Annotated in this window: 27 protein-coding genes and 1 pseudogene; 17 read left to right on the top strand and 11 right to left on the bottom strand. The window is 57.6% G+C overall.

What is annotated here, in order from left to right; all coding sequences use genetic code 11:
• Positions 1–9: 9 nt before the first annotated feature.
• On the bottom strand, positions 10–789 hold the full coding sequence (locus tag IFT53_RS01520; protein ID WP_192063594.1) for a DUF3750 domain-containing protein: 780 nt from the start codon (positions 787–789) through the stop codon (positions 10–12).
• Between the two features lie 76 nt (positions 790–865).
• Here IFT53_RS01520 and IFT53_RS01515 point away from each other — a divergent pair, with 76 nt between their 5' ends.
• Positions 866–1867 carry an asparaginase gene (locus IFT53_RS01515; protein WP_192063595.1) on the top strand — a complete coding sequence of 334 codons (1002 nt, stop codon included), beginning with the start codon at positions 866–868 and terminating at the stop codon, positions 1865–1867.
• Between the two features lie 5 nt (positions 1868–1872).
• Here IFT53_RS01515 and IFT53_RS01510 read toward each other — a convergent pair whose 3' ends face one another.
• The gene (locus IFT53_RS01510) at positions 1873–2532 is read right to left on the bottom strand and encodes a glutathione S-transferase family protein (RefSeq protein WP_192063596.1); all 660 of its coding nucleotides are present in this window, start codon (positions 2530–2532) and stop codon (positions 1873–1875) included.
• A gap of 345 nt (positions 2533–2877) precedes the next feature.
• Between IFT53_RS01510 and IFT53_RS01505 the strand changes: the two genes are divergently transcribed.
• Both IFT53_RS01505 and IFT53_RS01500 read left to right on the top strand, forming a co-directional pair.
• The gene (locus tag IFT53_RS01505; protein WP_192063597.1) at positions 2878–4347 is read left to right on the top strand and encodes a sensor domain-containing protein; all 1470 of its coding nucleotides are present in this window, start codon (positions 2878–2880) and stop codon (positions 4345–4347) included.
• A 117-nt stretch (positions 4348–4464) separates the two neighbouring features.
• Complete coding sequence (locus IFT53_RS01500; RefSeq protein WP_192063598.1) at positions 4465–4659, top strand: hypothetical protein; 195 nt, start codon at positions 4465–4467, stop codon at positions 4657–4659.
• Positions 4660–4671: 12 nt separating this feature from the next.
• Here IFT53_RS01500 and IFT53_RS01495 read toward each other — a convergent pair whose 3' ends face one another.
• A complete protein-coding gene (locus IFT53_RS01495; protein ID WP_446737642.1) occupies positions 4672–5208 on the bottom strand; it encodes a MarR family winged helix-turn-helix transcriptional regulator in 537 nt (178 codons plus the stop codon).
• A gap of 114 nt (positions 5209–5322) precedes the next feature.
• On the opposite strand from IFT53_RS01495, the gene IFT53_RS01490 reads away from it, so the two are divergent.
• From IFT53_RS01490 to IFT53_RS01460, 7 genes are all read left to right on the top strand, one after another.
• On the top strand, positions 5323–6822 hold the full coding sequence (locus IFT53_RS01490; RefSeq protein WP_192063599.1) for an MDR family MFS transporter: 1500 nt from the start codon (positions 5323–5325) through the stop codon (positions 6820–6822).
• Positions 6823–6935: 113 nt separating this feature from the next.
• Positions 6936–7946: a ligase-associated DNA damage response exonuclease gene (locus tag IFT53_RS01485; RefSeq protein ID WP_192063600.1), complete on the top strand. Its 1011-nt coding sequence runs from the start codon at positions 6936–6938 to the stop codon at positions 7944–7946.
• Between the two features lie 4 nt (positions 7947–7950).
• Entirely contained in the window at positions 7951–9576 is a 1626-nt protein-coding gene (locus IFT53_RS01480) for a cisplatin damage response ATP-dependent DNA ligase (protein WP_192063601.1), read from the top strand.
• A gap of 92 nt (positions 9577–9668) precedes the next feature.
• Entirely contained in the window at positions 9669–10613 is a 945-nt protein-coding gene (locus tag IFT53_RS01475; RefSeq protein ID WP_192063602.1) for an alpha/beta hydrolase family protein, read from the top strand.
• Between the two features lie 88 nt (positions 10614–10701).
• The gene (locus IFT53_RS01470; protein WP_042618241.1) at positions 10702–11592 is read left to right on the top strand and encodes a L,D-transpeptidase; all 891 of its coding nucleotides are present in this window, start codon (positions 10702–10704) and stop codon (positions 11590–11592) included.
• A 192-nt stretch (positions 11593–11784) separates the two neighbouring features.
• A complete protein-coding gene (locus IFT53_RS01465; protein ID WP_446737641.1) occupies positions 11785–12522 on the top strand; it encodes a L,D-transpeptidase in 738 nt (245 codons plus the stop codon).
• A 71-nt stretch (positions 12523–12593) separates the two neighbouring features.
• Positions 12594–13001, top strand: a complete 408-nt coding sequence (locus IFT53_RS01460) for an NINE protein (RefSeq protein WP_197980105.1) — start codon at positions 12594–12596, stop codon at positions 12999–13001.
• Positions 13002–13006: 5 nt separating this feature from the next.
• On the opposite strand, the gene IFT53_RS01455 is transcribed toward IFT53_RS01460, so the two are convergent.
• A complete protein-coding gene (locus IFT53_RS01455) occupies positions 13007–13453 on the bottom strand; it encodes a MarR family winged helix-turn-helix transcriptional regulator (RefSeq protein ID WP_192063603.1) in 447 nt (148 codons plus the stop codon).
• A 194-nt stretch (positions 13454–13647) separates the two neighbouring features.
• Here IFT53_RS01455 and IFT53_RS01450 point away from each other — a divergent pair, with 194 nt between their 5' ends.
• Positions 13648–14070 (top strand): organic hydroperoxide resistance protein, encoded by a 423-nt coding sequence (locus IFT53_RS01450; RefSeq protein WP_042618244.1) that lies wholly within the window; start codon positions 13648–13650, stop codon positions 14068–14070.
• A gap of 65 nt (positions 14071–14135) precedes the next feature.
• Here the strand turns inward: IFT53_RS01450 and IFT53_RS01445 are convergent, their stop codons facing one another.
• Positions 14136–15032 carry a LysR family transcriptional regulator gene (locus IFT53_RS01445; RefSeq protein ID WP_192063604.1) on the bottom strand — a complete coding sequence of 299 codons (897 nt, stop codon included), beginning with the start codon at positions 15030–15032 and terminating at the stop codon, positions 14136–14138.
• A gap of 129 nt (positions 15033–15161) precedes the next feature.
• Here IFT53_RS01445 and IFT53_RS01440 point away from each other — a divergent pair, with 129 nt between their 5' ends.
• Both IFT53_RS01440 and IFT53_RS01435 read left to right on the top strand, forming a co-directional pair.
• Positions 15162–15884 (top strand): SDR family oxidoreductase, encoded by a 723-nt coding sequence (locus tag IFT53_RS01440; RefSeq protein WP_192063605.1) that lies wholly within the window; start codon positions 15162–15164, stop codon positions 15882–15884.
• Positions 15885–15917: 33 nt separating this feature from the next.
• Positions 15918–16151: pseudogene (locus tag IFT53_RS01435) on the top strand (Atu4866 domain-containing protein); the annotation flags it as partial.
• 56 nt (positions 16152–16207) lie between these two features.
• Here IFT53_RS01435 and IFT53_RS01430 read toward each other — a convergent pair.
• Entirely contained in the window at positions 16208–17773 is a 1566-nt protein-coding gene (locus tag IFT53_RS01430) for a helicase HerA-like C-terminal domain-containing protein (RefSeq protein ID WP_192063607.1), read from the bottom strand.
• A 211-nt stretch (positions 17774–17984) separates the two neighbouring features.
• On the opposite strand from IFT53_RS01430, the gene IFT53_RS01425 reads away from it, so the two are divergent.
• Positions 17985–18377: a DUF937 domain-containing protein gene (locus IFT53_RS01425; RefSeq protein WP_192063608.1), complete on the top strand. Its 393-nt coding sequence runs from the start codon at positions 17985–17987 to the stop codon at positions 18375–18377.
• 10 nt (positions 18378–18387) lie between these two features.
• Here the strand turns inward: IFT53_RS01425 and IFT53_RS01420 are convergent, their stop codons facing one another.
• Positions 18388–18816, bottom strand: coding sequence for a winged helix-turn-helix transcriptional regulator (locus IFT53_RS01420; RefSeq protein WP_042618250.1), 429 nt, complete (start codon positions 18814–18816; stop codon positions 18388–18390).
• A 103-nt stretch (positions 18817–18919) separates the two neighbouring features.
• On the opposite strand from IFT53_RS01420, the gene IFT53_RS01415 reads away from it, so the two are divergent.
• Positions 18920–19678 (top strand): SDR family oxidoreductase, encoded by a 759-nt coding sequence (locus IFT53_RS01415; RefSeq protein ID WP_042618251.1) that lies wholly within the window; start codon positions 18920–18922, stop codon positions 19676–19678.
• 116 nt (positions 19679–19794) lie between these two features.
• Here the strand turns inward: IFT53_RS01415 and IFT53_RS01410 are convergent, their stop codons facing one another.
• From IFT53_RS01410 to tam, 3 genes are all read right to left on the bottom strand, one after another.
• On the bottom strand, positions 19795–20622 hold the full coding sequence (locus tag IFT53_RS01410) for an aldo/keto reductase (RefSeq protein ID WP_042618252.1): 828 nt from the start codon (positions 20620–20622) through the stop codon (positions 19795–19797).
• 161 nt (positions 20623–20783) lie between these two features.
• A complete protein-coding gene (locus IFT53_RS01405; RefSeq protein WP_192063609.1) occupies positions 20784–22076 on the bottom strand; it encodes a pilus assembly protein TadG-related protein in 1293 nt (430 codons plus the stop codon).
• Between the two features lie 147 nt (positions 22077–22223).
• Positions 22224–22994: a trans-aconitate 2-methyltransferase gene (tam, locus tag IFT53_RS01400; protein WP_192063610.1), complete on the bottom strand. Its 771-nt coding sequence runs from the start codon at positions 22992–22994 to the stop codon at positions 22224–22226.
• Positions 22995–23226: 232 nt separating this feature from the next.
• Between tam and IFT53_RS01395 the strand changes: the two genes are divergently transcribed.
• Positions 23227–24114, top strand: coding sequence for a branched-chain amino acid aminotransferase (locus tag IFT53_RS01395; protein WP_192063611.1), 888 nt, complete (start codon positions 23227–23229; stop codon positions 24112–24114).
• 43 nt (positions 24115–24157) lie between these two features.
• Here the strand turns inward: IFT53_RS01395 and IFT53_RS01390 are convergent, their stop codons facing one another.
• Positions 24158–25057: a LysR family transcriptional regulator ArgP gene (locus IFT53_RS01390; RefSeq protein ID WP_192063612.1), complete on the bottom strand. Its 900-nt coding sequence runs from the start codon at positions 25055–25057 to the stop codon at positions 24158–24160.
• Positions 25058–25146: 89 nt separating this feature from the next.
• Between IFT53_RS01390 and IFT53_RS01385 the strand changes: the two genes are divergently transcribed.
• Positions 25147–25755 carry a LysE/ArgO family amino acid transporter gene (locus IFT53_RS01385; protein WP_192063613.1) on the top strand — a complete coding sequence of 203 codons (609 nt, stop codon included), beginning with the start codon at positions 25147–25149 and terminating at the stop codon, positions 25753–25755.
• Positions 25756–25807 lie beyond the last annotated feature (52 nt).

Here is a 25807-nt window from a genome sequence, read left to right as displayed (position 1 = left end):
CGTAAAGTCTCAGGCGCTGACGGGTTTACGCTCAGGAGCGGGTTCAAAAGATTTCGTTCCGAAGTAGCCGAGACCGGGAATTTTGATGCCGGGGTTCATGATGTCGAAACCGGCGACGAGACCCAGAAAGTTGATTTCAAAGCCGCTTCGGACACCCGCAGACATACCGACGAAGCCGCCAAGGGACAAGTTCACGTCTTTCCAGTCATCTGCAATGTGGATGAACTTTCCATTGGGCAGATAATCGCGCCCAACCGCATCGGGTGGCAGCACCACGCCCAGTTCCGGCACGCTGCGCAACACATGGGCAACGAAGGTGTTGGAGTTCGGGCCGGGATAGATGTTGTATCCACCGGCCTTGCCATAGGGGTAATCGGCAATGGCCTGCGTCATTTTCGGGATCAACCGCTCGGCCTCTTCGCCGTGAATTTCCAGCACACGCCGGGGCATGTTGGAATACCAGTAAGCGTCAGGCGCATAGGCGTTGCGGCGGATGGGCGTGCCCCAACCCACCTTGTCATATCGCTCATAGGTCGTCGCACCTTCGCGCTTCATCACGATCCAGGCGTGGCTCGCCAGCGATCCTTTGAGGCCGCCCGTCATGGCGGAGTAGATGTAGATGGCCGCTGGCTTGTTGGCGGGCGCTTCCGGCAAAATGCCTGCGGAAGACCAGCGCGCATTGCGATAGCCGGCGGGGTGTTCCTTCATCGCCCACAGACCGGCGGAAGCCAGCGCGGGCAGGAGGTAGATCAGGAAGACAGCAACCAAAAAACGTTTCGCGTATTTCAATGAAGGAGCCCCGTGCATCGTTGCGGCAATTCATCTAAACAACAGACTTAAATTCGCATTTTTTGAGGCCACACCCATGCACAACCCCGTTACTGTCGAAGTCACGCGCGGAAATCTCATTGAAAGCCGCCATCGTGGCATGGCTGTGGTGGTGGATGGAGATGGCGCGATTGTTTTTTCGGCAGGCGATATCGAGGGTGGCGTGTTTCCCCGCTCGGCCTGCAAGGCCATGCAGGCGCTGCCTTTGATGGAAAGCGGCGCAGCAGATGCGTTCGGTTTTGGCGATAAGGAACTGGCGCTCGCCTGCTCCTCCCACTCAGGTGAAGACGCCCATGCCGAGCTTGCGGCCTCCATGCTGGCAAGAGCGGGTAGGGACGAAAGTGCACTGGAATGCGGCGCGCACTGGTCGTCCGATCAGAAAACCATTATCCACCAGGCAAGAACGCTGGAGAAGCCTTCGGCGCTTCACAACAATTGCTCTGGAAAGCATTCCGGCTTCATCTGTGCCTGCTGCCACACGGGAACAGATGTTGAAGGCTATGTTGGTTACGATCACCCGCTCCAGCAGGAAATCCGTGGCACGATGGAAAGCCTGACAGGGGTCGCCCTGGGTCAAGACAATTGCGGCGTTGATGGCTGCTCGATCCCGACCTATGCCATTCCGCTGAAAAGTCTGGCCCATGGTTTTGCGAAAATGGCGACGGGGCAGGGGCTGGAAAGCATTCGCGCCAAGGCATCGCGCCGCCTGATGGACGCCTGCATGGCGCAACCCTTCTATGTGGCGGGAACGGGCCGGGCCTGCACGCGGCTGATGGAAATCGCGCCGGGGCAAATCTTCGCCAAGACCGGCGCTGAGGGCGTGTTCGTCGCGGCCCTGCCGCAGCAGGGCATCGCCATGGCGGTGAAATGTGAGGATGGGGCAACGCGTGCGGCAGAAGCCATGATTGCGGCTCTTTTGGCACGTTACTTCGACGATGACAGCGCCGAGCAACAAACACTTCTCCGTATGGCAAACCGTTCCATGAAAAACTGGAACGGCATCCATGTCGGCGATGTCAGGGTCACGACCCGGATGTAGGGGACTTACGCTGCCTCGTTCTCGCGCGCGCTCCACATGGCCTTGAAGGCGGGGCGCGCCTGGCAACGGTCCAGCCATGCCTTGACGGCAGGATTGGCCGCAAACAGCGGCGGATGGGCGCTGGCATAGCGCACCACTTCAGCGACGTTGATATCTGCCACGCTGAAACGGTTGCCAACAAGATAGTCGTTGGTGGCAAGGTGTTGATCCAGAACCTTGAACGAGCGGCGCAGCATGCGCGCGGCCACTTCAATCACCGCCTGTCCGGTGTCGCTTCCTGCCAGCCCTTCTGCGGCCGCAGACGAAATCTTCAAGGCGTTGCTTTCAATCTCGGTGGCCGCAAAGAACGACCACTGCATCATATGCGCGTCTTCCGAAAGATCTGCCGGAGCAAGGGGCGTTCCATATTTGCGCGCAAGATAGAGGTTGATGGCCATGGATTCGTAAAGAACCATTCCATCGTCATCGACACAGGGAATGGTGCCCATGGGATTGATCGCCAGGTAGGAGGGGCTTAATGTGTTGATCGGAGCATCGGCGCCGAGCGGATCGCTGACACGCCGCGCCTGGATGACCGGAACATGCGTGAATTCAAGCCCAAGTTCCCCTGCCAGCCACAACGTGCGGGTGGCGCGAGAACGAAAGGCACCATAAATCGTCAACATTTTAATTCCCTCGTGATTCCCTGCTGCAACCTATTGCTGTGATCTACAAAACGGAAGTGATAAGCTTAGAAAATAAACACGTTTTCTTTCCATCTGACTCATCTCAAGATTGCAATTAAGATTTATTAAATTTATTAGTAATGGAGGCCTAGTGAAAATCGCAAGGCATATGGATACAATGCCATCTGAATATATTGAAATGTATATACAGGGTCACCTAATATCTTAATTCAGAATAAGTAAATTTGCATCACTTTATACAGGCTGAGAATTCCTAGAAAGTATGGTTTTCGGCTCAAAGCTCAATGGCGAGTGAAAAAGTCGAGTAGTAAGGGCTCTTACGGAATGGGTGAAGAAAAAGGCGCTCGCAATCCAGTCGTTATGGACATGAATGCCGATTTTCTGTTGGATGGTCTTTCAAACTCCAGAATGTCCTATTTGCTCGACAATATTCCAGAGATGGTTTTTTTAAAGGACGCTGAGGGTTACTATACCTATATGAATGCGGCGTGTCTGGCATGCCTTGGCCATGAACCCACGTTCCTGCACGGGCGCAGGCTTACAATATACGACATCGCTCCACCGGAAATTGCGCGCCAACTGGATGAGATAGACCGTCGGCTTCTCGATACGGGTAACGGCAGCTATAATGCCGAATACAATATCTCATTTTCAGACGGGCAGATCCGTTGGTTTTCGGGAACCCATATTCCCGTTCGCAATGATCGAGGCGAGATCGTTGGAATCGCAGGTATTTCCAGAGACATCACGGAAGCCAAATGGCAGGAATCCCTGCGCCGTAGCCACGCCGCGCTTCTTGAGATGATCGTGCATGGCAAGCCGTTGCAGCTCATTCTCGAAGCCGTGGTGCGCACGGTTGAAGACCTGCTGGATAATCTGACCGGCTCCATTCTTTTCATAGAGCAGAACCGGTTGCGAAACTGCGTTGGGCCGAACCTTCCCGAGAGCTATGTCGCGGCTGTGGACGGCGTGGAAATCGGCGCGGATGTTGGCTCCTGCGGAACCGCAGCCTGGCTGCGGCAAGCGGTCTATGTCAGTGATACGTTTCAAGATCCGCTGTGGAGCAACTTCATAGAACTCGTGATGCGCCACGGGCTTCGGTCCTGCTGGTCGACGCCGATCTTTGGCAATAACGGCGTGTTGCTTGGAACATTTGCTCTCTATTCCGGCACGGTGCGAATGCCTTCTGCCATTGAGCGCGAGATCATCGACATGGCGACCAATATCGCCGGCATTGCGATTGATCGCCGCCGTGCGGAAGACAAGGTCAACTACATGGCCCATCATGATCCGCTGACGGGGCTTTCCAACAGAAACCTGTTCTGGAGCCAGTTTCAGCGCGCCATTCATGAGGCCCGACGCGAAAACAGGCTGGTGGCTGTTACCTATATCGATCTCGATAATTTCAAAGAAATCAACGATATCTACGGTCATGGCGTGGGCGACGAAGTGCTGCGCAGCCTTGCCGAGCGGATCAAGAACTGCATCCGTGCATCCGATATCGCCGTCAGGCTTGGCGGTGATGAGTTTGCGATCATTTTTAGCAACCCCCAACATGACGAGCCCGGCATATTGCAGCGGCTGGAAACCATTCGTGAGCGCGCCGCCGAGCCGATCGAACTGAATGTCGGTTCCCTCACGGTCACCTGTTCCTCCGGTACTGCGTTTTATCCAAGCGATGGCGAAACGCCTGAGGCCCTTTTGGCAAAGGCGGATGCTGCCATGTATGAGGCCAAAAAAGGCGGGCGCAACGGCGTGCGGTTTTTCGAGCAGTCCTGCGGCGACGGTATCTGACGTCCCTCGCGTTGCGACAAACAGCTCGTCGCTGCGCAGGGGTGAGATTTGATTTCCCGCAAATGCCCATGCCGGGTTTGCGTCTAGTGTCATGCCATCAAGCTGATGGAGTTTCTCATGACCGATCCCGACACCGTATTTGACGCAATGGCCACCCCTGTTTATGCAGGCATCGCCATCGTGCTCCTGCTCTCTGCGCGGCAGGTGGAAATCTGGAAAGAGAAACGCCTTGTTGGGGGCAGGTCGTCAGGCACGACAACTCACCCTATGCGCGCTGGTAAGGCTCAGAAACGCAGCGTCTTCGCCGTCTAGCTCTCGCTCTCATCACTCGGTAGTTGCCTGCTGGCTAACATCTGCTGGAGCAGGAAGATAAGGGACCAGCCGCTGTTCGAACCGTCCGATAAAGCGGTCGAACAGGCGGGCGAAATCTGCGACGTCCTGTTCCGGCCAATCGCTTACAACTTCGCGGATGATGCTGACCTTGGCGCTGCGCATCTCTCCCAGAATGGTATGGCCAAGCGGGGTGATGACGACCAGACTGCGCCGTGCGTCTTCCTGCGAAACCTCGCGTTTCAGAAGGCCACGCCCCACCATTTCCGCCACCACCCGGCTGCCGCGAGACGGATCAAGCCGCATGGCATCCGCGATGGCGCCGACAGTCGCAGGCTGGGCAGCCCGGTGCACAACATCCAGCACATCGATGTGAGACAGTTCCAGCCCCGGCGCCAGCCTGGCGATGGCCATGCGGCCGATAATGCGCCGACCGATCATCAGGCGCATCCTGGTCATGGTCTGACTGATATGCAGCACCTCGTCGCTTTCCATAGTGTCGCATGTGGGCGCTGGCGCCTGTTTGCTCATTTTCGTACTCCCCGAACTCTTGTCCAAACGATAGCACGGTTTTTATAAGCGTGCCATTGACATATATGTGCGAAAGGCACATAAATTTTTCTCATCAATTGTGAGAACCCCACCATGGATATATCCGTCCAGCCCACGGCGTCGCTTGTTCCTGATCGCCGCCGCAGGCTCTTTGTCTTCTTTCTTCTCATGCTTGCCATGTTCATGGCGACGCTCGACAACCAGATCGTGTCGACTGCCTTGCCCACGATTGTTGGTGAGTTCGGTGGGCTTGAAGGTTTTGGTTGGATTGGTTCGGCCTTCCTTCTGGCGTCCAGTGCGGTCATGCCCATTTATGGAAAGCTGGGGGATCTCTTCGGCAGAAAATATGTGATGATCGCGGCCATCGTGATCTTTACCATCGGCTCTCTGGCATGCGGCATGGCATGGTCCATGAATTCCCTCATCGCAGCGCGCGTTCTGCAGGGCCTTGGCGGCGGTGGCATTCTGGTCTCAATCTTTTCCGTCAATGCAGATCTGTTCGAGCCGCGGGAGAGAGCCAAGTATCAGAGCTACTCCAGCCTCGTCATCATGGCGTCCGGCAGCATCGGCCCCGTTCTTGGCGGTACGATGAGCGATCTCTTCGGCTGGCGCTCGATCTTCTTGATAAATCTCCCCATCGGCATCGCCGTCATCACGGGCCTTGCTTTGCTGCTGCCCAACAGGCGCCCGGACCGCCAGCCCAAGATCGACTATATGGGCGCTGTCCTGCTGGCGCTGACCATCACATGCATCGTCCTGTGGGCGGATAGTTCACAAATATTCGGCTCCATCTTTGCATGGAAGAGCCTTTGCATCGTCGCATTTGCCGCCCTGACCGCATATCTCTGGGTGAAGGTCGAGCGCCGTGCGCCGGAGCCTGTCGTACCTCTGCATCTCTTCAAGGACAGCACATTTCCTTTGCTCATGATTATTTCCCTCATCAGCGGGGGGCTGGGCATCGGCATGGTCAATTATTACGCACTGTTTCTGCAAACAACGACCGGCCTTTCACCCTCCACTGCTGGTTTGTTCTTCATCGCCGTCACAGGCGGCATCGTTGCGGGATCGCTCTCAGCAGGGCGCCTGATTTCCAGAACCGGCAAATACAAGCCTTTCTCGGTGGCCAGTCTGACAATCGCAATGCTGGCCATGCTTTCGCTGTCACAAATGCACGCAGGCACACCTCTTTATATTATCGCCGCCATCATGTTTACGCAGGGGCTTGGTGTGGGGCTGGGTCAGCAGGTACCGATCATCGGCGTCCAGAACTCGGCTCTCAAGGAGGATCTCGGCGCGGCCAGCGGTGCGGTGACGCTGACGCGCATGGGTGGCGCTGCCATTGCCATTTCCGTTTATGGTGCCATCGTCTCATCCAGTCTGACAGGCGTGGGGGCTGATATTCCAGGCGTTGGCAAGATTGAGGAGCTGACACCGAAAATGCTCTCGGAACTACCGGCTGCATCGCAGGCCGCCGTTGCGGCTCTGTATAGTGGTACATTCACTATTCTCTTCTATGCCGCAGCTCTGACCGCAGTCATCGGTCTGATTGCCTCTATTGCGCTGAAAAATGTGAGGCTGCCTACGGGCCGCTGACGAGAAGCTGTCAGCGAAAGGTTGACCTCGCGCTGCTGCGGGAATCATGATGGGTGGGGAACGTGTTTGGCAACCACGCGTTTTCACCCGTCGCACCGCAACAGATGGCCCCCATGAAGCCTGACAAACTGCTCTATCCTACGCCGAAAGGCCTCTATTGCCCGGTTGGTGATTTTTATGTGGACCCCGTGCGGCCGGTGCCTCGGGCTTTGATCACCCACGGCCACTCGGATCATGCAAGGTCGGGCCATGAAAAGGTTCTCGCCACGCGCCAGACTCTGGATATCATGCGCATCCGCTACGGCGAGGATTTTACCGGCAGCGAGCAGGCGATTGGCTTTGGCGAAACGGTTGACGTCAATGGCGTCACCATTGGTTTTCATCCTGCTGGCCACGTTCTGGGATCGGCCCAGATTTCCATTGAATATGGCGGTATCAGGATCGTCGCATCAGGCGATTACAAGCGTGGGATCGACCCCACCTGTGCGCCTTTCGAAGCGGTGCCTTGCGATGTCTTCATCACCGAAGCGACCTTCGGACTGCCAGTGTTCCACCACCCCAAGCCCGCCCACGAAATCGCCAAGCTTTTGACGTCGATCCGGCAATTTCCCGAACGCACCCATCTCGTCGGCGCATATTCGCTGGGCAAGGCGCAGCGGGTGCTGAGGCTTCTGCGTGACAATGGCTACAGCGAACCGGTCTACATTCACGGCGCGCTGGCCAAGCTGTGCGATTACTACATGTCGCAGGGCATAGAGCTGGGCGACCTGCGTCCCGCCACGCTTGAGAAAAGCAACCCGGAACAGTTCAAGGGCGCCATAGTCGTTGGGCCACCCTCGGCGTTTCAGGAAAAATGGGCGCGCCGCTTCAACGAACCGCTGATATCGTTTGCGTCCGGCTGGATGATGGTGCGCCAGCGCGCCAAGCAGGGCGGGGTGGAACTGCCACTGGTCATCTCGGACCATTGTGACTGGCCAGAACTGCTGGAAACCATCAAGGAAGTCGGGCCCTCCGAAGTGTGGGTCACCCATGGCCGCGAGGAGGCGCTGGTGCGCTGGTGCGAGTTGCAGGGCATTCCGGCCCGCCCGCTGCATCTGGTGGGTTACGAGGACGAGGGGGATTGACGGTATGAAAGCCTTCGCAAACCTCCTTGACCGTCTTGTCCTCACCCCGTCGCGGAACGGCAAGCTAAAGCTGCTGTCCGATTATTTCCGCGATGCACCGGACCCGGACCGGGGCTACGGCCTTGCCGCCATTGCAGGTACGCTGGACCTGAAAAGCGTCAAACCCGCCATGCTGCGCGAGCTTGTGCTGGAACGCATGGACGACGTGCTGTTTCGCTATTCCTATGATTATGTTGGCGATCTGGCCGAGACGATATCGCTTGTCTGGGATACCAGCCAGCCAGAGGACCGGCCTGCCATCGAAGACCCTGGCCTTGGCGAAATCGTCACGCTAATGAATTCCCTAGGGCGAACGGAAGTACGCCCCGCCGTGCGTGATCTTTTGGACAGGTTGGAGCCGTCTTCGCGCTTTGCCTTCCTCAAACTCGTCACCGGCGGCCTGCGCATCGGCGTTTCGGCGAGGCTCGCGCGTCAGGCGCTGGCAGATTTCGGCGGGCGCGATATTACCGAAATCGAAACGCTGTGGCATGGGCTGGAGCCGCCCTATGAGCCGTTGTTTGCATGGCTGGAGGGAAAGTCCGAGCGCCCAGTGCTCGCCACGCCCGCAATCTTTCATTCCGTCATGCTCTCCACGCCCGTCGGTGACAATGATCTGCAAAACCTCGATCCGCAGGATTTCGTTGCGGAATGGAAGTGGGATGGCATTCGCGTGCAGCTGTCGCGCTCCGGCGATACGCGCAAGCTCTATTCCCGCTCTGGCGATGACATATCCGGCGCTTTTCCCGACATTCTCGAGCGCATTAACTTCGAAGGCGTCGTCGATGGCGAGTTGCTGATTGGCGGCACGGCTCGTTCCAATCTTGCTACCCGCACCTTCTCCGATCTTCAGCAACGTTTGAACCGCAAAACGGTCACGGCCCGCATGCTGGAGGAGTATCCGGCCTTCCTGCGCGCCTATGATGTGTTGTTCGAAGGCGAAGAGGATGTTCGCGGCGAGGTCTTTCTCAAGCGCCGTGAGATATTGACAGGCATGATCGAAGATGCGCCACATGATCGGTTCGATCTGTCGCCGCTGGTGCCGTTTTCCAGTTGGGATGAGCTGGAGACGCTGCGCAAGGCGCCACCGGATCCTGTCATCGAAGGGGTGATGATCAAGCGCAAGGATAGCCTCTATCAGGCGGGCCGTGCCAAGGGGCCGTGGTTCAAGTGGAAGCGCGATCCCTTCAACATCGATGCCGTGATGATGTATGCCCAGCGAGGCCACGGCAAACGCTCCAGCTACTATTCGGATTTCACCTTTGGCGTCTGGTCGGAAACGGAGGAGGGCGAGCAACTCGTTCCTGTCGGCAAGGCATATTTCGGCTTTACCGATGCGGAGCTGGAGGTGCTGGATAAGTTCGTGCGCGACAATACGGTGGAGCGTTTCGGCCCGGTGCGTGCCGTTCGTGCCACGCCGCAGTTCGGTTTTGTGCTGGAAGTGGCGTTCGAAGGCATCAACCGTTCCAATCGCCATAAATCCGGCGTAGCCATGCGCTTTCCTCGAATCGCCAGATTGCGTGCGGACAAACTGCCATCGGAAGCGGATCGCCTGTCCACACTGATGGCAATGATTGACGATAAATTAGCTTAGGCTTTCTTGCGCATTCGCAAAACAGTGAATGGACAATTCAATCACTTAGTGGTGAAATTAACGTGCGCTTAATACAATTTCGGACCTCTCATATGGCAGAGAAACCCTCGTCCTCCGGTGCTTTCACTGAGACGCGCCTCACACGACGCAACCTTCTGGCAGGTGCAGCCGGTCTTGTCGCCGCGTCTTCGCTGCCGCTGCCTGCCCATGCCGCCCTGTCCATTCCCGAAGTTCTTCCGCTTGCACGCGAAGATTATGCCAATGCGCGCAAACAGTTTCACACGCATCTGCTGCGCAAGATCGCAGCGCCTGAAAAATCCACGCCGCTAGGAACGCCGCCGGGCGCCAGCCGCGTGACCTATCCGGGTGGACCCAACGGCTCCATCGAGCTGGTGGCATGGCTTTCGCACTATGAGCCGAGCAAGACACTGAAACCAGCCGTGCTGTTTCTCCATGGCGGCAACGCCACGGGCGATGGGCATTGGGCGCTGATGAAGCCCTATTGGGAAGCAGGTTTCGTGGTTCTGTTGCCATCGTTTAGGGGCGAAAACGGCCAGCAGGGCAATTATTCCGGCTTTTACGATGAGACGTCCGATGCGCTGGCGGCGGCATCCTATCTCGAAAATTTGCCGGGAGTGGATCGCGATCGGCTGTTCCTCGCAGGCCATTCCAATGGCGGCACCCTGTCGCTGCTGGCATCGATGACGCGCAAATTCCGGGCGTCCGTTCCCATCTCCGCAGGCGTCAACTCATGGCGGTATTTCAACCGATATTCGGATGAAATATGCTTCGATGATCGCAACGAGGAGGAGTTCATCATGCGCTCTTCCGTCTGTTTCGGCCCGAGCCTGAAATGCCCGACCTTGCTTTTGCGGGGCACGGAGGAAAGACCTTTCGACGCCGACCACAAGCTTTTGATGGAGCGGGCGCGGTTTGCAGGCATGCCCATCGACAATATGCTGTTGCCCGGAAACCATAATGGCGTGGTCCCCGGTGCCGTTGTCGAGAGTATTCGCTTCTTCAATCAGTTCGCCTGACACCTGCCATAACCGCAAATGCCTCCAGCTTCGCGCCAGCCGGGTAGGGCAATGTCGTGGAAACGATGTCTCCCTGTGAAGCGGTTCCATGACAGTACCCTTGAAAACCTGCCGTCGCCTTGTGTCTTTTGCGGTGCTTGCGCTCATGCCGCTTTTGAGCGGCTGCCTGCTCATTACCGACACCAGCCGCATGAACCCTGACGTGTTCGTGCAGGAAACGGCGCCGGTCTTCAATTACAACAATGTCGGCTCCATTCCGCGCCCGCCGTTGCCGCCAACGCCCGGCTCCATCAACAGTCGCCCGCCGCAGCTCTTCCAGTCGCAGTTCCAGCAGCTTTATGGTCCGCCATCCACCGCAAAGCCCACAGGTTCTGGCCTCACACCTGGCTATAGCAACCAGACGCGTGGTTACGGCCTGCCGGTTTCCAACCCTTTGCACCGCGTGATGTATGACCAGATCAGCGATGACGGCCACACATTGCCTGCCATTCCCTATTCGCGTGTCGATCCCCGCTTTCTGCGCCAGGATGTTGACTACCAGACGGCGGAAGCGCCGGGCACGATCGTGGTCGATACCAAGCAGCATTTCCTCTATCTCGTGCAGCCGGGCGGCAAGGCCGTTCGCTATGGCGTGGGGCTTGGCCGCGATGGCTATGCCTGGGCCGGTCGCGGCAAGATACAGTGGAAAGCCAAATGGCCGCGCTGGACGCCGCCAAATGAGATGGTGGAACGACAACCGGAACTGGCGTCTGTCTCGGCTGCCAATGGCGGCATGATCCCCGGTCTCAACAATCCGCTCGGTGCCCGGGCGCTTTACATTTTTAAGGATGGCAAGGACACGCTGTACCGGGTGCATGGCACGCCGGACTGGCAATCCGTGGGCAAGGCCACCTCATCCGGTTGCGTGCGCATGCTCAATCAGGATGTCATCGATCTCTTTGACCGCGTGCCTCAGGGCGCGCCGATTGTGGTTATCTGATCACGCACCCCAGGAAAGCTCGTCTCCAGTGCCAGTGTTGCACTAGCGCCACTGGCCGTTAGTTATGTATTAACTACTATACTAATAGGTGAGATGTCGTGGAACAAACGACGTACAGCGAGATTGATGGGTGATTCCGCAAACCCGCGTAACATCCGCCCCCGATCGCTTCGATGTGAGAAAAACGGCCTTATGATGAGCACCGACACAGACTTTTCCAGACGTACCTTCCTTTCCCTCCTTGGCCTTTCCTCCGCATCGCTTCTGGCAGGTTGCGCGTCGTCAGGCTTTAGGCCTTCAAACGGTGCCGAGCCCGGTAGCCTTGCAGGCAGCATTGCGGGCGATTTCCGCTCGATGTTTGCAGGCGGCATGTCCGATTCCGAACTGGCCGTCATTTACGGCACGGTCGAAGATGGCGGTTATGTCATTCCCGCCATCCCCTACCAGAACATCGACCGTCGCTATTATCGCCAGCGCGTGGTTGATCCTACGGGCGAGCCAGCCGGCACCGTGGTTGTCGATACGCGTTCGCGCTTCCTCTATGTGGTCGAGCCCGGCGGTTCCGCCATGCGCTACGGCGTCGGCATTGGCCGTGAAGGCTTCGCCTGGTCGGGCGAGGGCGTCATCCAGTGGCGTCAAAAGTGGCCAAAATGGACGCCGCCAGACGAAATGGTTGCCCGGCAGCCAGAGCTGGTCAAGTTCTCTTCCAAGAACGGCGGCATGCCACCGGGCCTCAAAAACCCGCTCGGCGCCCGCGCGCTCTACATCTTCCAGAACGGCAAGGATACGCTGTACCGCCTCCACGGCTCTCCTGAGTGGAACTCCATCGGCAAGGCCGTATCATCCGGCTGCGTGCGCCTGATGAACCAGGACGTCATCGACCTCTATGACCGCGTGCCGAACAAGGCGCGCGTGGTGGTTTGGCAGTAAGCGACTGACATTTTTACGCATGAGAAAGCCCGCAGGATAGAACATCCTGCGGGCTTTTTGTTGTACTGGAAATGCCCGGAAAACAATTTCAAATTGCATTAGACATTTTGATTTTGCAAAGGGCATCATTCTTGGTCAGCGTACCGAAAATTTCTGCAAGCGAGCATCCGTCACCGCCCACACCTCCACATGCTGTGGCTCAAAAGCAGATGTGGGTTGCTTATGCCCTGCAATTGTTTGGCGGAGGCGGATATTTCGGCTTTCATCGCTTCTATTTGGGCTTCAAGAGATCCGCAAAAATACAGTTGGCTCTCGGTATAGCGACGTTTCTGCTACCATTCATAATCGGCCGCAGCATTCTGCTAGATGCCCTCACTTGGGCAGCCGTAGCATGGAACATAATCGACCTTTTCTTAATCCCCGGAATGGTTCGTGCTGCCAACAGTGGCGTTGTGCCATCGGAAAGTCGCTCGGAGTGACACGCTCACTCCTTCACCAGATTCTCCTTCAAGGCATTCAGCTGGTCGCGTAGCTTTCCAAGCTCGTCCAGGCTGCAACCGGTAGCCTCTCCAATGGCGCGCATGACTTCGGCTGCCTTGGTCTTCATCTCGGCGCCTTCAGGCGTCAGCGCGATCATCACCTGACGTTCGTCCACCGTGCCGCGTTTGCGCGTAATCAGGCCAGCCTGTTCCAGCCGCTTGAGCAGGGGAGAGAGCGTGCCGGAATCCAGCCCCAGCATTTCGCCCAGCACCTTTACGGTCGCGGTCTCTTTTTCCCAGAGCGCCATCAGAACCAGATATTGCGGATAGGTGAGCCCAAGAGGCTCGAGCAAGGGCTTATAGGCGCGGTTGAATGCATGGGACGCGCCATACAGCGCAAAACATATTTGCATGTCGAGCGTCAAAAGGCCTTCCATCGTTCCATCATCCATATCAGGGCTCCAAAATGCGGCTGCGTAGGGAACAATTTATGCCGTCACTCGGTTCCTGCCCTATGCACATCGCAACGCAATCTCCGCATCACGTATCGCAGAAACAGAAAAAATCCTCAATGCGCAAAATTATATTGCGCACAATTAAATTGCGGTATATGTAATATTCAACATTCACACCAAGGAGCAGTGACATGGCAATTCTCTACACAACAAAAGCATCAGCAACAGGCGGCCGCGCTGGCAATGCAAAGTCTGAGGATGGCGTTCTGGACGTTACGCTGACCGTTCCAAAGGAGCTGGGTGGCGATGGCGCAACCGGCACCAACCCTGAGCAGCTCTTTGCTGCCGGCTACTCCGCCTGCTTCCTCGGCGCGTTGAAGAACGTCGCCGGTAAGGAAAAGGTCAAGATTCCAGAAGACACAAGCGTCACAGCAACGGTCGGCATCGGCCCACGCGAAGACGGCACAGGCTTCGGCATCGAAGTATCGCTGCAGGTCAATATTCCCGGCCTCGACAAGGACACGGCTGAAGACCTGGTGAAGAAGGCGCACATTGTTTGCCCTTACTCCCACGCCATGCGGACCTCCACTGAGGTTCCAGTTTCTGTCGCCTGATTGCGTCCCCCGTCATCAAGCGATAGTGGAAGGGCTGGCCGAAGGGCCGGCCCTTTTTCGTGTGGTCATGCCGCTCTCGGCATACGGACGTGGTCTATGAAGGCGCGCAGCTTGGGTGCCAGATTACGGCGGCTCGGATAATAGAGATAAAAGCCAGAAAAGCTGGGGCAATGCTCTTCCAGCATCGGGACAAGCTGCCCGCTGTCGAGATAGGGGCGAAAAGTTTCTTCCATGCCAAATGTTATGCCAGCACCGGCGCAGGCGAGCTTGATCATTAGCTGCATATCATTGGTGGTGAATTCCGGCTCCACCGCGACGGAAAATTCCCGGCCATTTTCCGCAAACTCCCATCGATATGGCGCAACACTGGGGCGAGGGCGCCAGCCGATGCATGTGTGGTCGATCAGTTCGCTTGGGTGCATGGGCAACCCGCGACGGTCTCTATAGGCTGGAGAGCAGACCGGAAGCTGCCGCTGCGCAGCGGAGACAGGAACAGCGATCATGTCCTGCTCGATCAATTCCCCCAACCGCACACCCGCATCATATTGCGCGGCCACGATGTCGAACTCCTCATCGGTCACGACAATATCAAGCTGCACCTGCGGATGCGCCTTTGCAAACCCGGCCAGCAGCGGGCCGGAGAGAAAGCTTTCCGCAATCGAGGATACGGCGAGCCGCAGCCGTCCACGCGCCGTGCCGCTGAGAGAAGAGGTGGACAATGTTGCCTGCACCAGATTGGCGATGGATGGCGAGACTTCGTCATAGAGTTGCTGCCCTGCCTCGGTCAGGCTGACGCTGCGGGTGGTGCGTTGCACCAGCGCGATGCCAATCGCTTCCTCAAGCTTGCGAATTGTCTGGCTGACGGCGGAGCGGGTAACGCCAAGGCGATCAGCTGCCGCGCGAAAATTGCGCTCATCAGCGACCATGCAGAAAATGGACAGGGCATTGAGATCGATGTTCATTGGTTAGCATATCTACCCATTGAGGTTAGAATTGAGGCAGTTCTAACGACAATGCCAAAGCTTTATCTCTGGTGCAACGGCACACCTCCACAAAAGGGGTCGGGTTGCAACATCAAGGGAGATCCCATCATGGCTTTGAACAAAGTCGTCCTCATCACCGGCGCATCAAGCGGCATTGGCGAAGGCATTGCGCGGGAGCTTGCAGCAGCAGGCGCCAAACTCGTCATCGGTGCGCGCCGTATGGACCGTCTGGAAGCGTTGGCTGAAGAGCTGCGCCAAGCCGGTGCCGAGGTTATCGCCCACCCGCTCAACGTGACGGACCGCGAGAGCGTCGCAGCCTTTGCCGAGGCGGGACGCAAGGCTTTCGGGCAGATCGACGTCATCGTCAACAATGCGGGCATCATGCCGCTTTCGCTCATGTCGTCGCTCAAGGTTGCCGAATGGGACCGCATGATAGACGTCAACATCAAGGGTGTGCTCTATGGCATCGCCGCCGTATTGCCGGATATGACCCGCGCAAGATCCGGCCACATCATCAACGTTGCCTCCATCGGCGCGTTGGCCGTATCGCCCACCGCTGCGGTCTACTGCGCGACAAAATTTGCAGTCCGGGCCATTTCGGATGGTCTGCGTCAGGAAAACAGGGACATCCGCGTCACCTGCATCCATCCGGGCGTGGTGGAAAGCGAATTGGCCAACACAATCACCGACCCCGCTGCTGCCGAACTGATGGCGGGATACCGCGCCATTGCGCTGAAGCCGGATGCGATCGGCCGCGCCGTGCGCTTTGCCATCGAGCAGCCAGATGACGTCGATATCAACGAGATCGTCGTTCGCCCCACGGCCGGTTGAGGCCAGGGGATGAGGGCAGAGACGGAGAAAAAGAGCCACCCCTATATCGGCATGTGGGTGACGGGCGATGGCCACATCCGACACGAGCTATTGCCCAATGGCCGCTATGATGAGGCACGGGGAAACCGCAAAAGCGCCTATCAGGGGCGCTACGAGATGAAGGGTGACCACATCGATTACTGGGATGATACCGGTTTCACGGCTGACGGCGAGTTTATCGATAATGTGCTCTATCACGCCGGAATGGTTCTCTATCGAGAAACATAGCGGCCCAGAATAAACCCTCCCGCATTCCGCCACAAAATGCGGGAGTAGCTAATACTTTACCGCCGCAAGCTGCCCAGAAGGCCGCGAACCAAGGCGCGCCCGACAGAGCTTGCAACCGTGCGGGCCGCACTTTTCATCGCCGCTTCGATAACCGTTTCTCGCTGATAGCCGCCAGCCTTGCGTTTGGCGCCTGACGTGGAGGCCTGCGTTGGCTCTTCATCGCCAAAGCCGGGCAGTTTCCAGCGGCCAGCGGCGCTGTCTGCCGGTTGGTTGGCTTCTTCTTCGGCAGCGCGTTTGGCGGCTTCCGCTTCGGCTGCTTTCTGCGCGCGTGCGGCCAGCAGCTCGAATGCTGATTCGCGGTCCAAATCTTCGTCATAGAGACCCGCAACCGGGCTTGTGCTCATGATAGCGCGGCGCTCGTCGTCCGTTACGGGGCCGACACGGCCAGATGGCGGGCGTACCAGCGTGCGCTCCACGATGGATGGCGCACCCTTATCACCCAGCGTGGAAACCAGCGCCTCGCCGGTGCCGAGCGTGGTGATGGCATCTGCGGTGCTGAAGGCCGGGTTCTGGCGGAATGTATCGGCAGCCGTCTTCACGGCTTTCTGCTCCCGTGGCGTATAGGCGCGCAGCGCGTGCTGAACGCGGTTGCCCAGCTGCGCCAGCACCGTTTCCGGCACATCCAGCGGGTTTTGCGTGACGAAATAAACGCCGACACCCTTGGAGCGGATCAGGCGCACGACCTGTTCCACGCGCTCCACCAGCACGCGGGGTGCATCATTGAACAGGAGATGCGCTTCATCGAAGAAGAAGACGAGCTTCGGCTTGGTCGGATCGCCCACCTCCGGCAGCTCTTCGAAGAGTTCCGAGAGCATCCAGAGCAGGAACGTGCCGTAAAGGCGCGGGTTCATCATCAGCTTGTCGGCGGCAAGAACCGAAATCGTGCCGCGCCCATCGGATGTGGTGCGCATGATATCGGAAATCTTGAGCGCCGGTTCACCGAAGAAATGCTCGGCACCCTGCTGTTCCAGCACCAGCAAGCCGCGCTGAAGCGAGCCGACGGAGGATTTGGAAACCAGCCCGAACTGGTTGGAAAGCTCTGTCGCATGCTCACCCATATAGTTGAGCAGCGCCTGTAAGTCCTTGAGATCCAAGAGCGGCAGGCCACCCTGATCGGCAATCTTGAAGGCGATGTTCAGCACACCTTCCTGTGCTTCCGAAGCATCCATGAGGCGCGCCAGCAAAAGCGGTCCCATCTCGGCAATGGTGGTGCGCACACGGTGGCCTTTTTCACCGTAGAGATCCCAGAAGATGACGGGGAATTGCTCGAAGGCGAGATCGCTAAAACCGATCTGCTCGGCGCGCTTCGTTACCCACTCCTTGGCTTCGCCTCTGGCCGCAATGCCGGACAGGTCGCCCTTCACATCGGCGCAAAAAACGGGAACGCCAGCCTTGGCAAAGCCTTCCGCCAGCACCTGCAGAGACACCGTCTTGCCGGTGCCGGTCGCGCCTGTAATCAGACCGTGCCGGTTGCCGAATCGTAAGTCCAGATATTCGCCCTTGTTCAGGCTGTCATCGGCGTTCCGGCTGGTGCCGATGTAGAGCTTTCCATCCTGCAACATCAGGCATATTCCTCCCGTCATCAGGGCGTAAGCGCCCTTTATCCAATCTTTGCAATATTCTTATATGAACTGGCTGCATGCTCAACACCTGTTTGATAAGCTTGTGGAAGCGATGGCAAACTTGGTCGCGCCGTCATTTCCAGCCTTGTGCCAAAACGTCAGTTGTTTTACGTTGACGTTAACGTCATTTATTCGTTTCCGGAGGAACATTATGAGCGAAATCGTAACCCAGGTTGCCGACAAGGTTGGTATCGAACATGACAAGGCCGAAAAGGCGCTGGGCATGATGCTGGGCTTCCTTCAGCGCGAAGCTGACGATGCACCGGTTGCACGGATGATCGAAGCCATTCCCGGCGCGCCTGATCTCGTGGCCCGCTTCAACGGCGAAGGCAAGGGCGGCGGCGGTTTGCTGGGTGGCCTGATGAGCGCCATCGGTGGCGGCGGCATCATGGGTCTTGGCCAGCAGTTGATGAGCCAGGGCCTCGGCATGGGCGAAATTTCCGCGCTAGCAAAAGAAACCATCGCCATCGCCCGCGTGCATGCAGGCGATGAAACCGTGGATCAGGTTATTGCCTCCGTTCCGGGCCTCAGCCAGTTTGCTTAAGTAAAACTGATCAGATTGCGGGGCGTGGAGGGCGGTCGTTGAACGCCTTTCGCGCCCTTTCTATGTCTGCATGGTTCTGTTCCGCCCAGATCCACACGCCGCAGAACGCGCTGCCCAGACTTTGGCCCAGCGGCGTCAGGCTGTAATCCACATGCGGTGGAATGACCGGGTGGACCACACGGCGCACCAGCCCGTCGCATTCCATCTGCCGCAGGGTCTTGGTCAGCATTTTCTGGCTGATGCCCTCCACATGATGGCCTATCTGCGTGAAACGCAACGTGCCGCGCTCTTCCAGAACTTCCAGAATCAGCATCGTCCACTTGTCAGCCACCTTGGCGATAATGTCGCGCACCAGCGCCTCGATCACGGGATCGGTCGTCTCTGGCGGAGGGGCCTTGCGCCGTTCTTCGATGGTGTCATCGGCCAGATGCCTTTTCATACAGACACTCTCCTTTGGGTGCGTATAAATCTTTCAGGTGCCTACTGTGTTTGAGAGAGCATCCTACCTACTCTTTGTATCAGCAACAAGGAAGGATACTCCCATGCAAGTCACAGGCAACACCATCCTCATCACCGGCGGGGGCACAGGCATTGGTCGCGCACTAGCGGAAGCATTTCATGCGCTGGGCAATCAGGTCATCATCTCAGGCCGCCGCGCAGAGGTGTTGCAGGAGGTAGCCGCCGCAAATCCTGGTATGGCATGGGCCACCATGGATGCAGGCGATGCGGCGGGCATTCGCGCCTTTGCCGATAAGCTCATCGCTGACCACCCAAACCTCAATGCGGTCATCAACAATGCCGGTATCATGAAGAATGAGGACATCGCTGCCGCGCCTGATTATCTTGACATTGCCGAGGAAACCATCACGACGAACCTCTTGGCCCCCATCCGCCTCACAGCCGCGCTGCTTCCGCATTTTCTGAAGCAGCCGCGCGCAGCCGTGCTGACGGTATCATCCGGCCTTGCTTTCGTGCCCATGGTCGCGACGCCAACCTACAGCGCCACGAAATCCGCCATTCACGGATACTCCATGGCTATCCGCGAGCAGTTGAAAGACACATCAGTCGATGTCATCGAAATCATTCCGCCCTACGTGCAGACCACACTGCAGGGCGACCATCAGGCAACCGACGAACGCGCCATGCCGCTGGACGCCTATATTTCCGAGGTGATGGACATTCTGACGAACCAGCCGGACGCGACGGAAGTGGTCGTGGAGCGCTGCAAGCCACTGCGTTTTGCCGCGCAGAACGGCAATATCGATCAGGTCTTCGCAATGGTGAACGGCGTGCATTCTTAAAGAAAGAGGGGGCAAACAGCTCGTCCCCCACTCTCTCTTGACGTCATCCTCGGGCTTGTCCCGAGGATCTAACCACGTCTCCACATTCGCAACTCATGCCGAATGCAGACTGACGCCTACTTATCCCATTCCGGAGCCAGATGACCCGGATTGACAATGCGGCCATCCGCTTTTGCCAGTGCAAAGATCGCCTGCATCTCGTCGCTGGAAAGTTCGAAATCGAAGATATCGTAGTTTTCCTGCAGGCGGCTTTCGGTCGCCGTCTTGGAGAGCGCGATGAGATCCGGCTGCTGCACGGCCCAGCGCAGCGCTACCTGAGCAGCAGTCTTGCCGTGTTTTGCTCCGATATCCTTCAGAACGGCATCGCCGGGCACCTTGCCATCCGCCATCAGATAATAGGCGGTGATGGAGATGCCGTGTTTGCGTGCGGCTTCGATGACCTTGGTCTGATCGAGATAGGGGTGATACTCGATCTGGTTGTTGGCAATGGGCGCATCAGAAAGTTTGACGGCCTCATCCATCAGCGCGACATTGAAATTGGAAACGCCGATATTACGAACCTTTCCCGCCTTGTGAACCTCGTTCAGCGCGCCGATGCGCTCGGCCAGCGGCACGTCGCTCTTTGGCCAGTGCAGCAGCAGAAGATCGACGTAATCTGTCTTCAGCTTCGTCAGGCTTTCATCCACGGATTTGATGAAATCATCGTGGCGGTACTGATCCACCCAGACCTTCGTCGTCAGGAAAATATCGCCACGGGCAATGCCGGATTTGGCGATGACATCACCGACGGATGCTTCGTTCTTGTAGATCTGGGCGGTGTCGACATGGCGGAAGCCGAGCTTCAAGGCTTGGGGAAGAATGCGCTGGACATCGTCATCCGGCATACGGAACGTGCCGAAACCAAGCGCCGGAATAGCTGCGCCATTGGCGGTTACTGTGTGCATGAATATTCTCCCATGTGAATTCCGCCCTGCAGATTGCAAGGCGATAATGGCAAGGGAATAAGTGGGGCGGATGAGATTTGGTTCAACCGGCGCGGCTGGTTTAAAGCCGGATCTGCCGGATGGCACCCCTTCATCAGGGTGCCAACCGGCGCGTTTTCAACTCAACTCGTGAGGCGCGGGGAGGTGATGATCCGCTTGAAAAGTGCGGCCATGGCGTCGCTGATGCCTTCCGTCGGGCTCACTTCGAAATAAAGACCGGGCGTTGCGCATTCTTCCATGCGGGTGCTGATCTGAGACTGGAAGGGGCTGATCCAGGTATTGTACCAGTCATCCTCCGGCAGGGGCAGATAGGTGGTGTAGAGCACCGCAATTCTGTAACCCTTTTCTTTCAGCGCCGTGCAGAAACGTGTGTCAATCGGTTCCTGACAGCGGCCATTGTTGGCGCGCTTGGTGCAACTGGTCGTCTTGTAGCTGTCGCCCACGCCATCGGATACGAAGAACACCACCTTGTCCGGCGAGGCAGAGCTTGTGCCATTGCCAACAGTTCCCATCTTGGTGCCAAGCGCGGTCAATGTATTGTCAAAATCCGTCAACTGGCTTTCGGAGCTCTTCTTGGAAAGCGCCGACATCAGGTCAATTTTCTCGGCTTTCTTCTTGGCATTTGCCAGATTGGTCGTAAGCGGCACGACTTCCGTCAGCTCGGCATCCTGCGCCTTTTCACCGAAGGTATAGACCGCCATGCGGTATTGATCGCTGGTCTTGCGCAGTGATGTCGCCGTGTCCATCAGCGCGGCGGTGGCCTGTGCCACCACATTGATGCGCGTGGTCACGCCGAGTTTCTTGGCAAGGTGGTAATAGCTGTTCTTGTCATCGACGCCGTCTATGCTGACCACGTGACAGGCAAAGGCGCATTTGTCCTTGGTGTTGTCCACCATCTTCTTCACGTCTGCGGGCGTCGCGCCAACACCCATGGAAGGCGTGTTGTCCAGCAACAGATAGAAATCGCTGTAGGTTTCGGTCTCGTATTTTGCCGTTGCCTTAACGCTCACGGTCATGAAGTTCTTGCCGAGAATGCGTGAGAGCGACGTCTGGACGGTGGCTGAAAAGCTCACGTTGGATTGCACGACATTGCCGACCTTCTCAACGGAGACGTTCACGCTCTCCACCTCAAAATCGTTGCGGCCAACGGCATCGGCTTCGAAAAAGCTCAGCGCCTCATTTTCAGGGATGACGATTTTACCATCGGCCTTCATCTTGCGGGCGGCTTCGACCTCTTTCGAGGATTTCGCCACGGCTGCGAGCGCTGCCGCATCGGCTGCGTTCTGCAGATCTTGCTTCACCACCATTGCCTGGCTGATATCCAGCGCAACGCCTGCCGCTCCAAACATGGGAACAGCCAGCAGCGCTGTCAGAATACCAAAATTACCTGCCTTGTCGTGCCAGAAATGACGCACGTTCTACCCTCTCGCTTTATAATCGCGGCTAGGATAGATGAACGGAATTGAAAACCCGTTGCCGGATATCACTAATATCTCGTGAAGATATAACGCCAATACTTTAAGTAAAGCATGTGAACTTTAGCTCATCAGAATTCATATCCGCTATTTTTTCACGGCGACAACGAACAGGCGCGGAAAGCGCAGCAGGCGCCGCCCGTCTGCCATGGGCGGGTAGGCGGCGTCGATACGCTTGAGATAATCGGCCAGAAAGGCGTCGCGATTGTCTTCGCCCGCCGCATCCAGATAGGGGCGAAGGCCGGTGCCCTTCACCCATTCAACGATGGCCTGCGCATTCTGCATGGGGTGGTTATAGATGGTGTGCCAAACATCCACCCGTGCCGATTTGGGAGACAGTCGCTCGACATAATCAGTGGGCTCCGGCAGCGGTTGGCGGCGCAATTTCGCGCCCGTAAAGGCTGCCTGCCACGGCCCGGCAGCACCGGTTTCTTCCATGGCAATATGCGTTGGCTCGTCCAGATTATCCGGCATCTGCACGGCCAGAACACCGCCGGGCTTCAGGTGATCCATCAGTCCTTCGAGAATGTCGATATGGTTGGGCAACCATTGAAAGACGGCATTGGCGTAGAAAAGATCCGCCTTTTGCCTGGGCTGCCATGTTGCGAGATCCGCCTTTTGAAACTCCGTCGTGGGAAGGCGTATCCGCGCCTTTTCCAGCATGTCGGCATCGCTATCCACGCCGGTTATGACGTTGACACCGAAGCGTTCGGCCAGAAGCTCTGTGGAGTTGCCGGGGCCGCAGCCCAGATCGTATCCCGCCGCCAACCGCTCCAGCGGCACCTGTGCCAGGAGGTCACGGGCAGGGCGGGTCCGCTCGCTTTCGAATTTCAGATATTGTTGGGCAGACCAGGCCATGTCGCACTCCTTTGTCTTTCTTCAATATCGCATGCGGCGAAGTCTCGGGCCAGACGCTTTTCATCACAAAATCTGATGGGTTGATCGATGCTGTTTGCGTGTCGCGCAATAAAAACGCTCCAAAGGACTGGTTTCCTGTAACTTTCCATCAAATTCCCAAATCGACTGTTTTTAATCTTGACGCAAAAGGTCGAGAGGCATTCATTCCCCGCCATTGCACAAGGAGAACACTATGTCCGTCGATACATCGCCCCGTTCCCCAACCTGGACCTATATCGATGGTCAATGGCTTCCCGGTAACCCTCCTTTGATCGGACCCACATCGCACGCCATGTGGCTTGCATCCACGGTGTTTGATGGCGCACGCTGGTTCAATGGTCTTGCACCGGATCTCGATCTGCATTGCCAGCGCGTCAACCGCTCTGCGGTCAGCATGGGCATGAAGCCGACCTTCACGCCGGAAGAGATTGCCGCACTCGCCTTGGAAGGTGTTGCGAAATTCGATGGCAACGTCGCCATCTATATCAAGCCGATGTATTGGGCCGAACACGGCATGCCCGGCAGCATCGTGGCACCGGATGCGTCATCCACGCGCTTTGCGCTGTGCCTGTTCGAAGCACCAATGGATGCGGGCGCACCGGTGACACTCACCGTCTCGTCCTTCCGCCGCCCATCGCCGGAAACGGCCATGACGGACGCCAAGGCTGGCAGCCTTTATCCCAACAGCGGGCGCGCTATTCTCGAAGCCCGTTCGCGTGGTTTCGGCGGCGCGCTGATGCTGGATATGAACGGCAATGTTGCTGAAACATCTTCGGCCAATGTCTTCATGGTCAAGGATGGCGTGGTCTTCACACCTGTTCCGAACCGCACCTTCCTTGCCGGCATCACCCGCACCCGCGTCATGGGCCTTCTGCGCCAAGCCGGTTTCGAGGTGCGCGAAGCAACGCTGTCGGCTCAGGACTTCCGCGAGGCGGATGAAATCTTCTGCTCGGGCAACTATTCCAAGGTGTCGCCTGTGACGAAGCTTGATGATCGCGAGTTGCAGGCCGGACCCGTGGCCCGCAAGGCACTCGATCTTTACATGGAATGGGCGGCTGATCTGGGTGCGCACACCGAGTAAGCCGTGACTGTGAGGGCGAGGGGCAAATCTCTCGCTCTCCCGTTTACTGCACCAGAACCTCTCGCGCCCCGTCCATGATGGCCTGCGTCAGGGGCTTCAACCGGTCCGCGGCCAGCCGGTTGACCTGCCAGTAGAGCGGAATATCCAGCGGCGTTGCGGGCACAAGTTCCACCAGCCGGCCGGATGCGAGATGATGTTTCACGAGAAGGTGCGGGTTCATGCCCCAGCCCATGCCCATAAGTGCTGCATCCACGAAGGCTTGCGTGGAGGGTAGCCAGTGGGTGGGGTAGACCACGTCAGCGCCGAACTGCTGTGCGATCCACGTCAATTGAAGCCTGTCCTTCTGGCTGAAGGTGAGCGCAGGCGCTTCCGATAGACGGGCTTTCGTGACGCTGCCCTCGAAATACCTCTTCATGAAATCAGGGCTAGCCGTGGCGTGATAGCGCAGAGCTCCAAGAGGCACCACGCGGCATCCCTGCACTGGCTTTTCGAGGCTCGTCACCGCCGCCAGAACCCGGCCACGCTGAAGCCAGTCGGCCGTGTAATCCTGATCGTCTACGGCGATATTCAACAGATAATTCGTATCCTTCGCAAAGCCGGAGATGGCGTTGACAAACCATGTGCCAAGGCTATCGGCATTGGTGGCGATGTGCAGGGTCACGCGCTGGCCCGGCTCATCCGGTGCAATCAGGGCCGGAAGCTGATCGAAAAGCTCCATCTCCAGCATGCCCACATGCTCCATGTGGCGGCAGACCCATTCGCCCTTTTCGGTGGCCGTGCAGGGTTGGCCGCGCAGTATAAGGACGGCACCGAGCCGTTCCTCCAGCTGCTTGACCCTTTGGGAGATGGCCGAGGGGGTGACGCGCAGCGCCAGCGCCGCCTTTTCGAAGCTGCCCGTCTGCACCACCATGGCCACCGCGCGAAACGCCGCATAATCCAGCATGAAATTAGCCTGACTTAATCACGATTAGAAAGATTAATTAGATTAATCCGTAAGCTAAGATTATCCAAGCGCCGAACGGGGACGCGACAATGGATTTTTCGACATATCTGACGGGCTTTACGATGGGGCTGACTTTGATTGTCGCCATCGGTGCTCAAAACGCTTTCGTGTTACGGCAAGGCCTGCGCGGAGAACACGTGCTGGCCGTGGTTGCGACCTGCGCCATATCGGAGGCCATTCTGGTCACTGTGGGCGTTGCGGCTTTCGGCCAGATTGCGGCTGTCATGCCGGGGCTGGAACCCGCCATGCGCTATGCCGGTGCCGCCTTTCTGTTCTGGTATGGCGCAAAGAACCTGCAATCGGCGCTGGGCGCGTCCAGCGTTCTCATTGCTGCATCCGGCAGCGTCACGCCGCTTGCATCTACGCTCGTCACCTGCCTTGCGCTGACATGGCTCAACCCGCATGTCTATCTCGACACGGTTGTCTTGCTCGGCAGCATATCCACCCAGTTTCCCGGCGCTGAAGCATCCTTCGGGGCGGGTGCCGTGACCGCCTCCTTCGTGTTCTTCTCAACGCTTGGCTTTGGTGCGCGCTGGCTGCGTCCGCTCTTTGCCAACCCAAGAGCATGGCGCATTCTGGAAGGCGTGATTGCGCTGACCATGTGGCTCATCGCCATCAAGCTGTTGACCGGCGGATAGGACTCGAAATAACAATTTTTAGGCGCTTACGAACTGTGCACATTCCATAATC

The sequence above is a fragment of the Rhizobium sp. CFBP 13644 genome (genome assembly GCF_014842165.1).
GTDB lineage: Bacteria > Pseudomonadota > Alphaproteobacteria > Rhizobiales > Rhizobiaceae > Agrobacterium > Agrobacterium tumefaciens_C.
The sequence above is the reverse complement of the archived record's forward strand: the minus strand, read 5'-3'. Positions and strand labels throughout refer to the sequence as shown.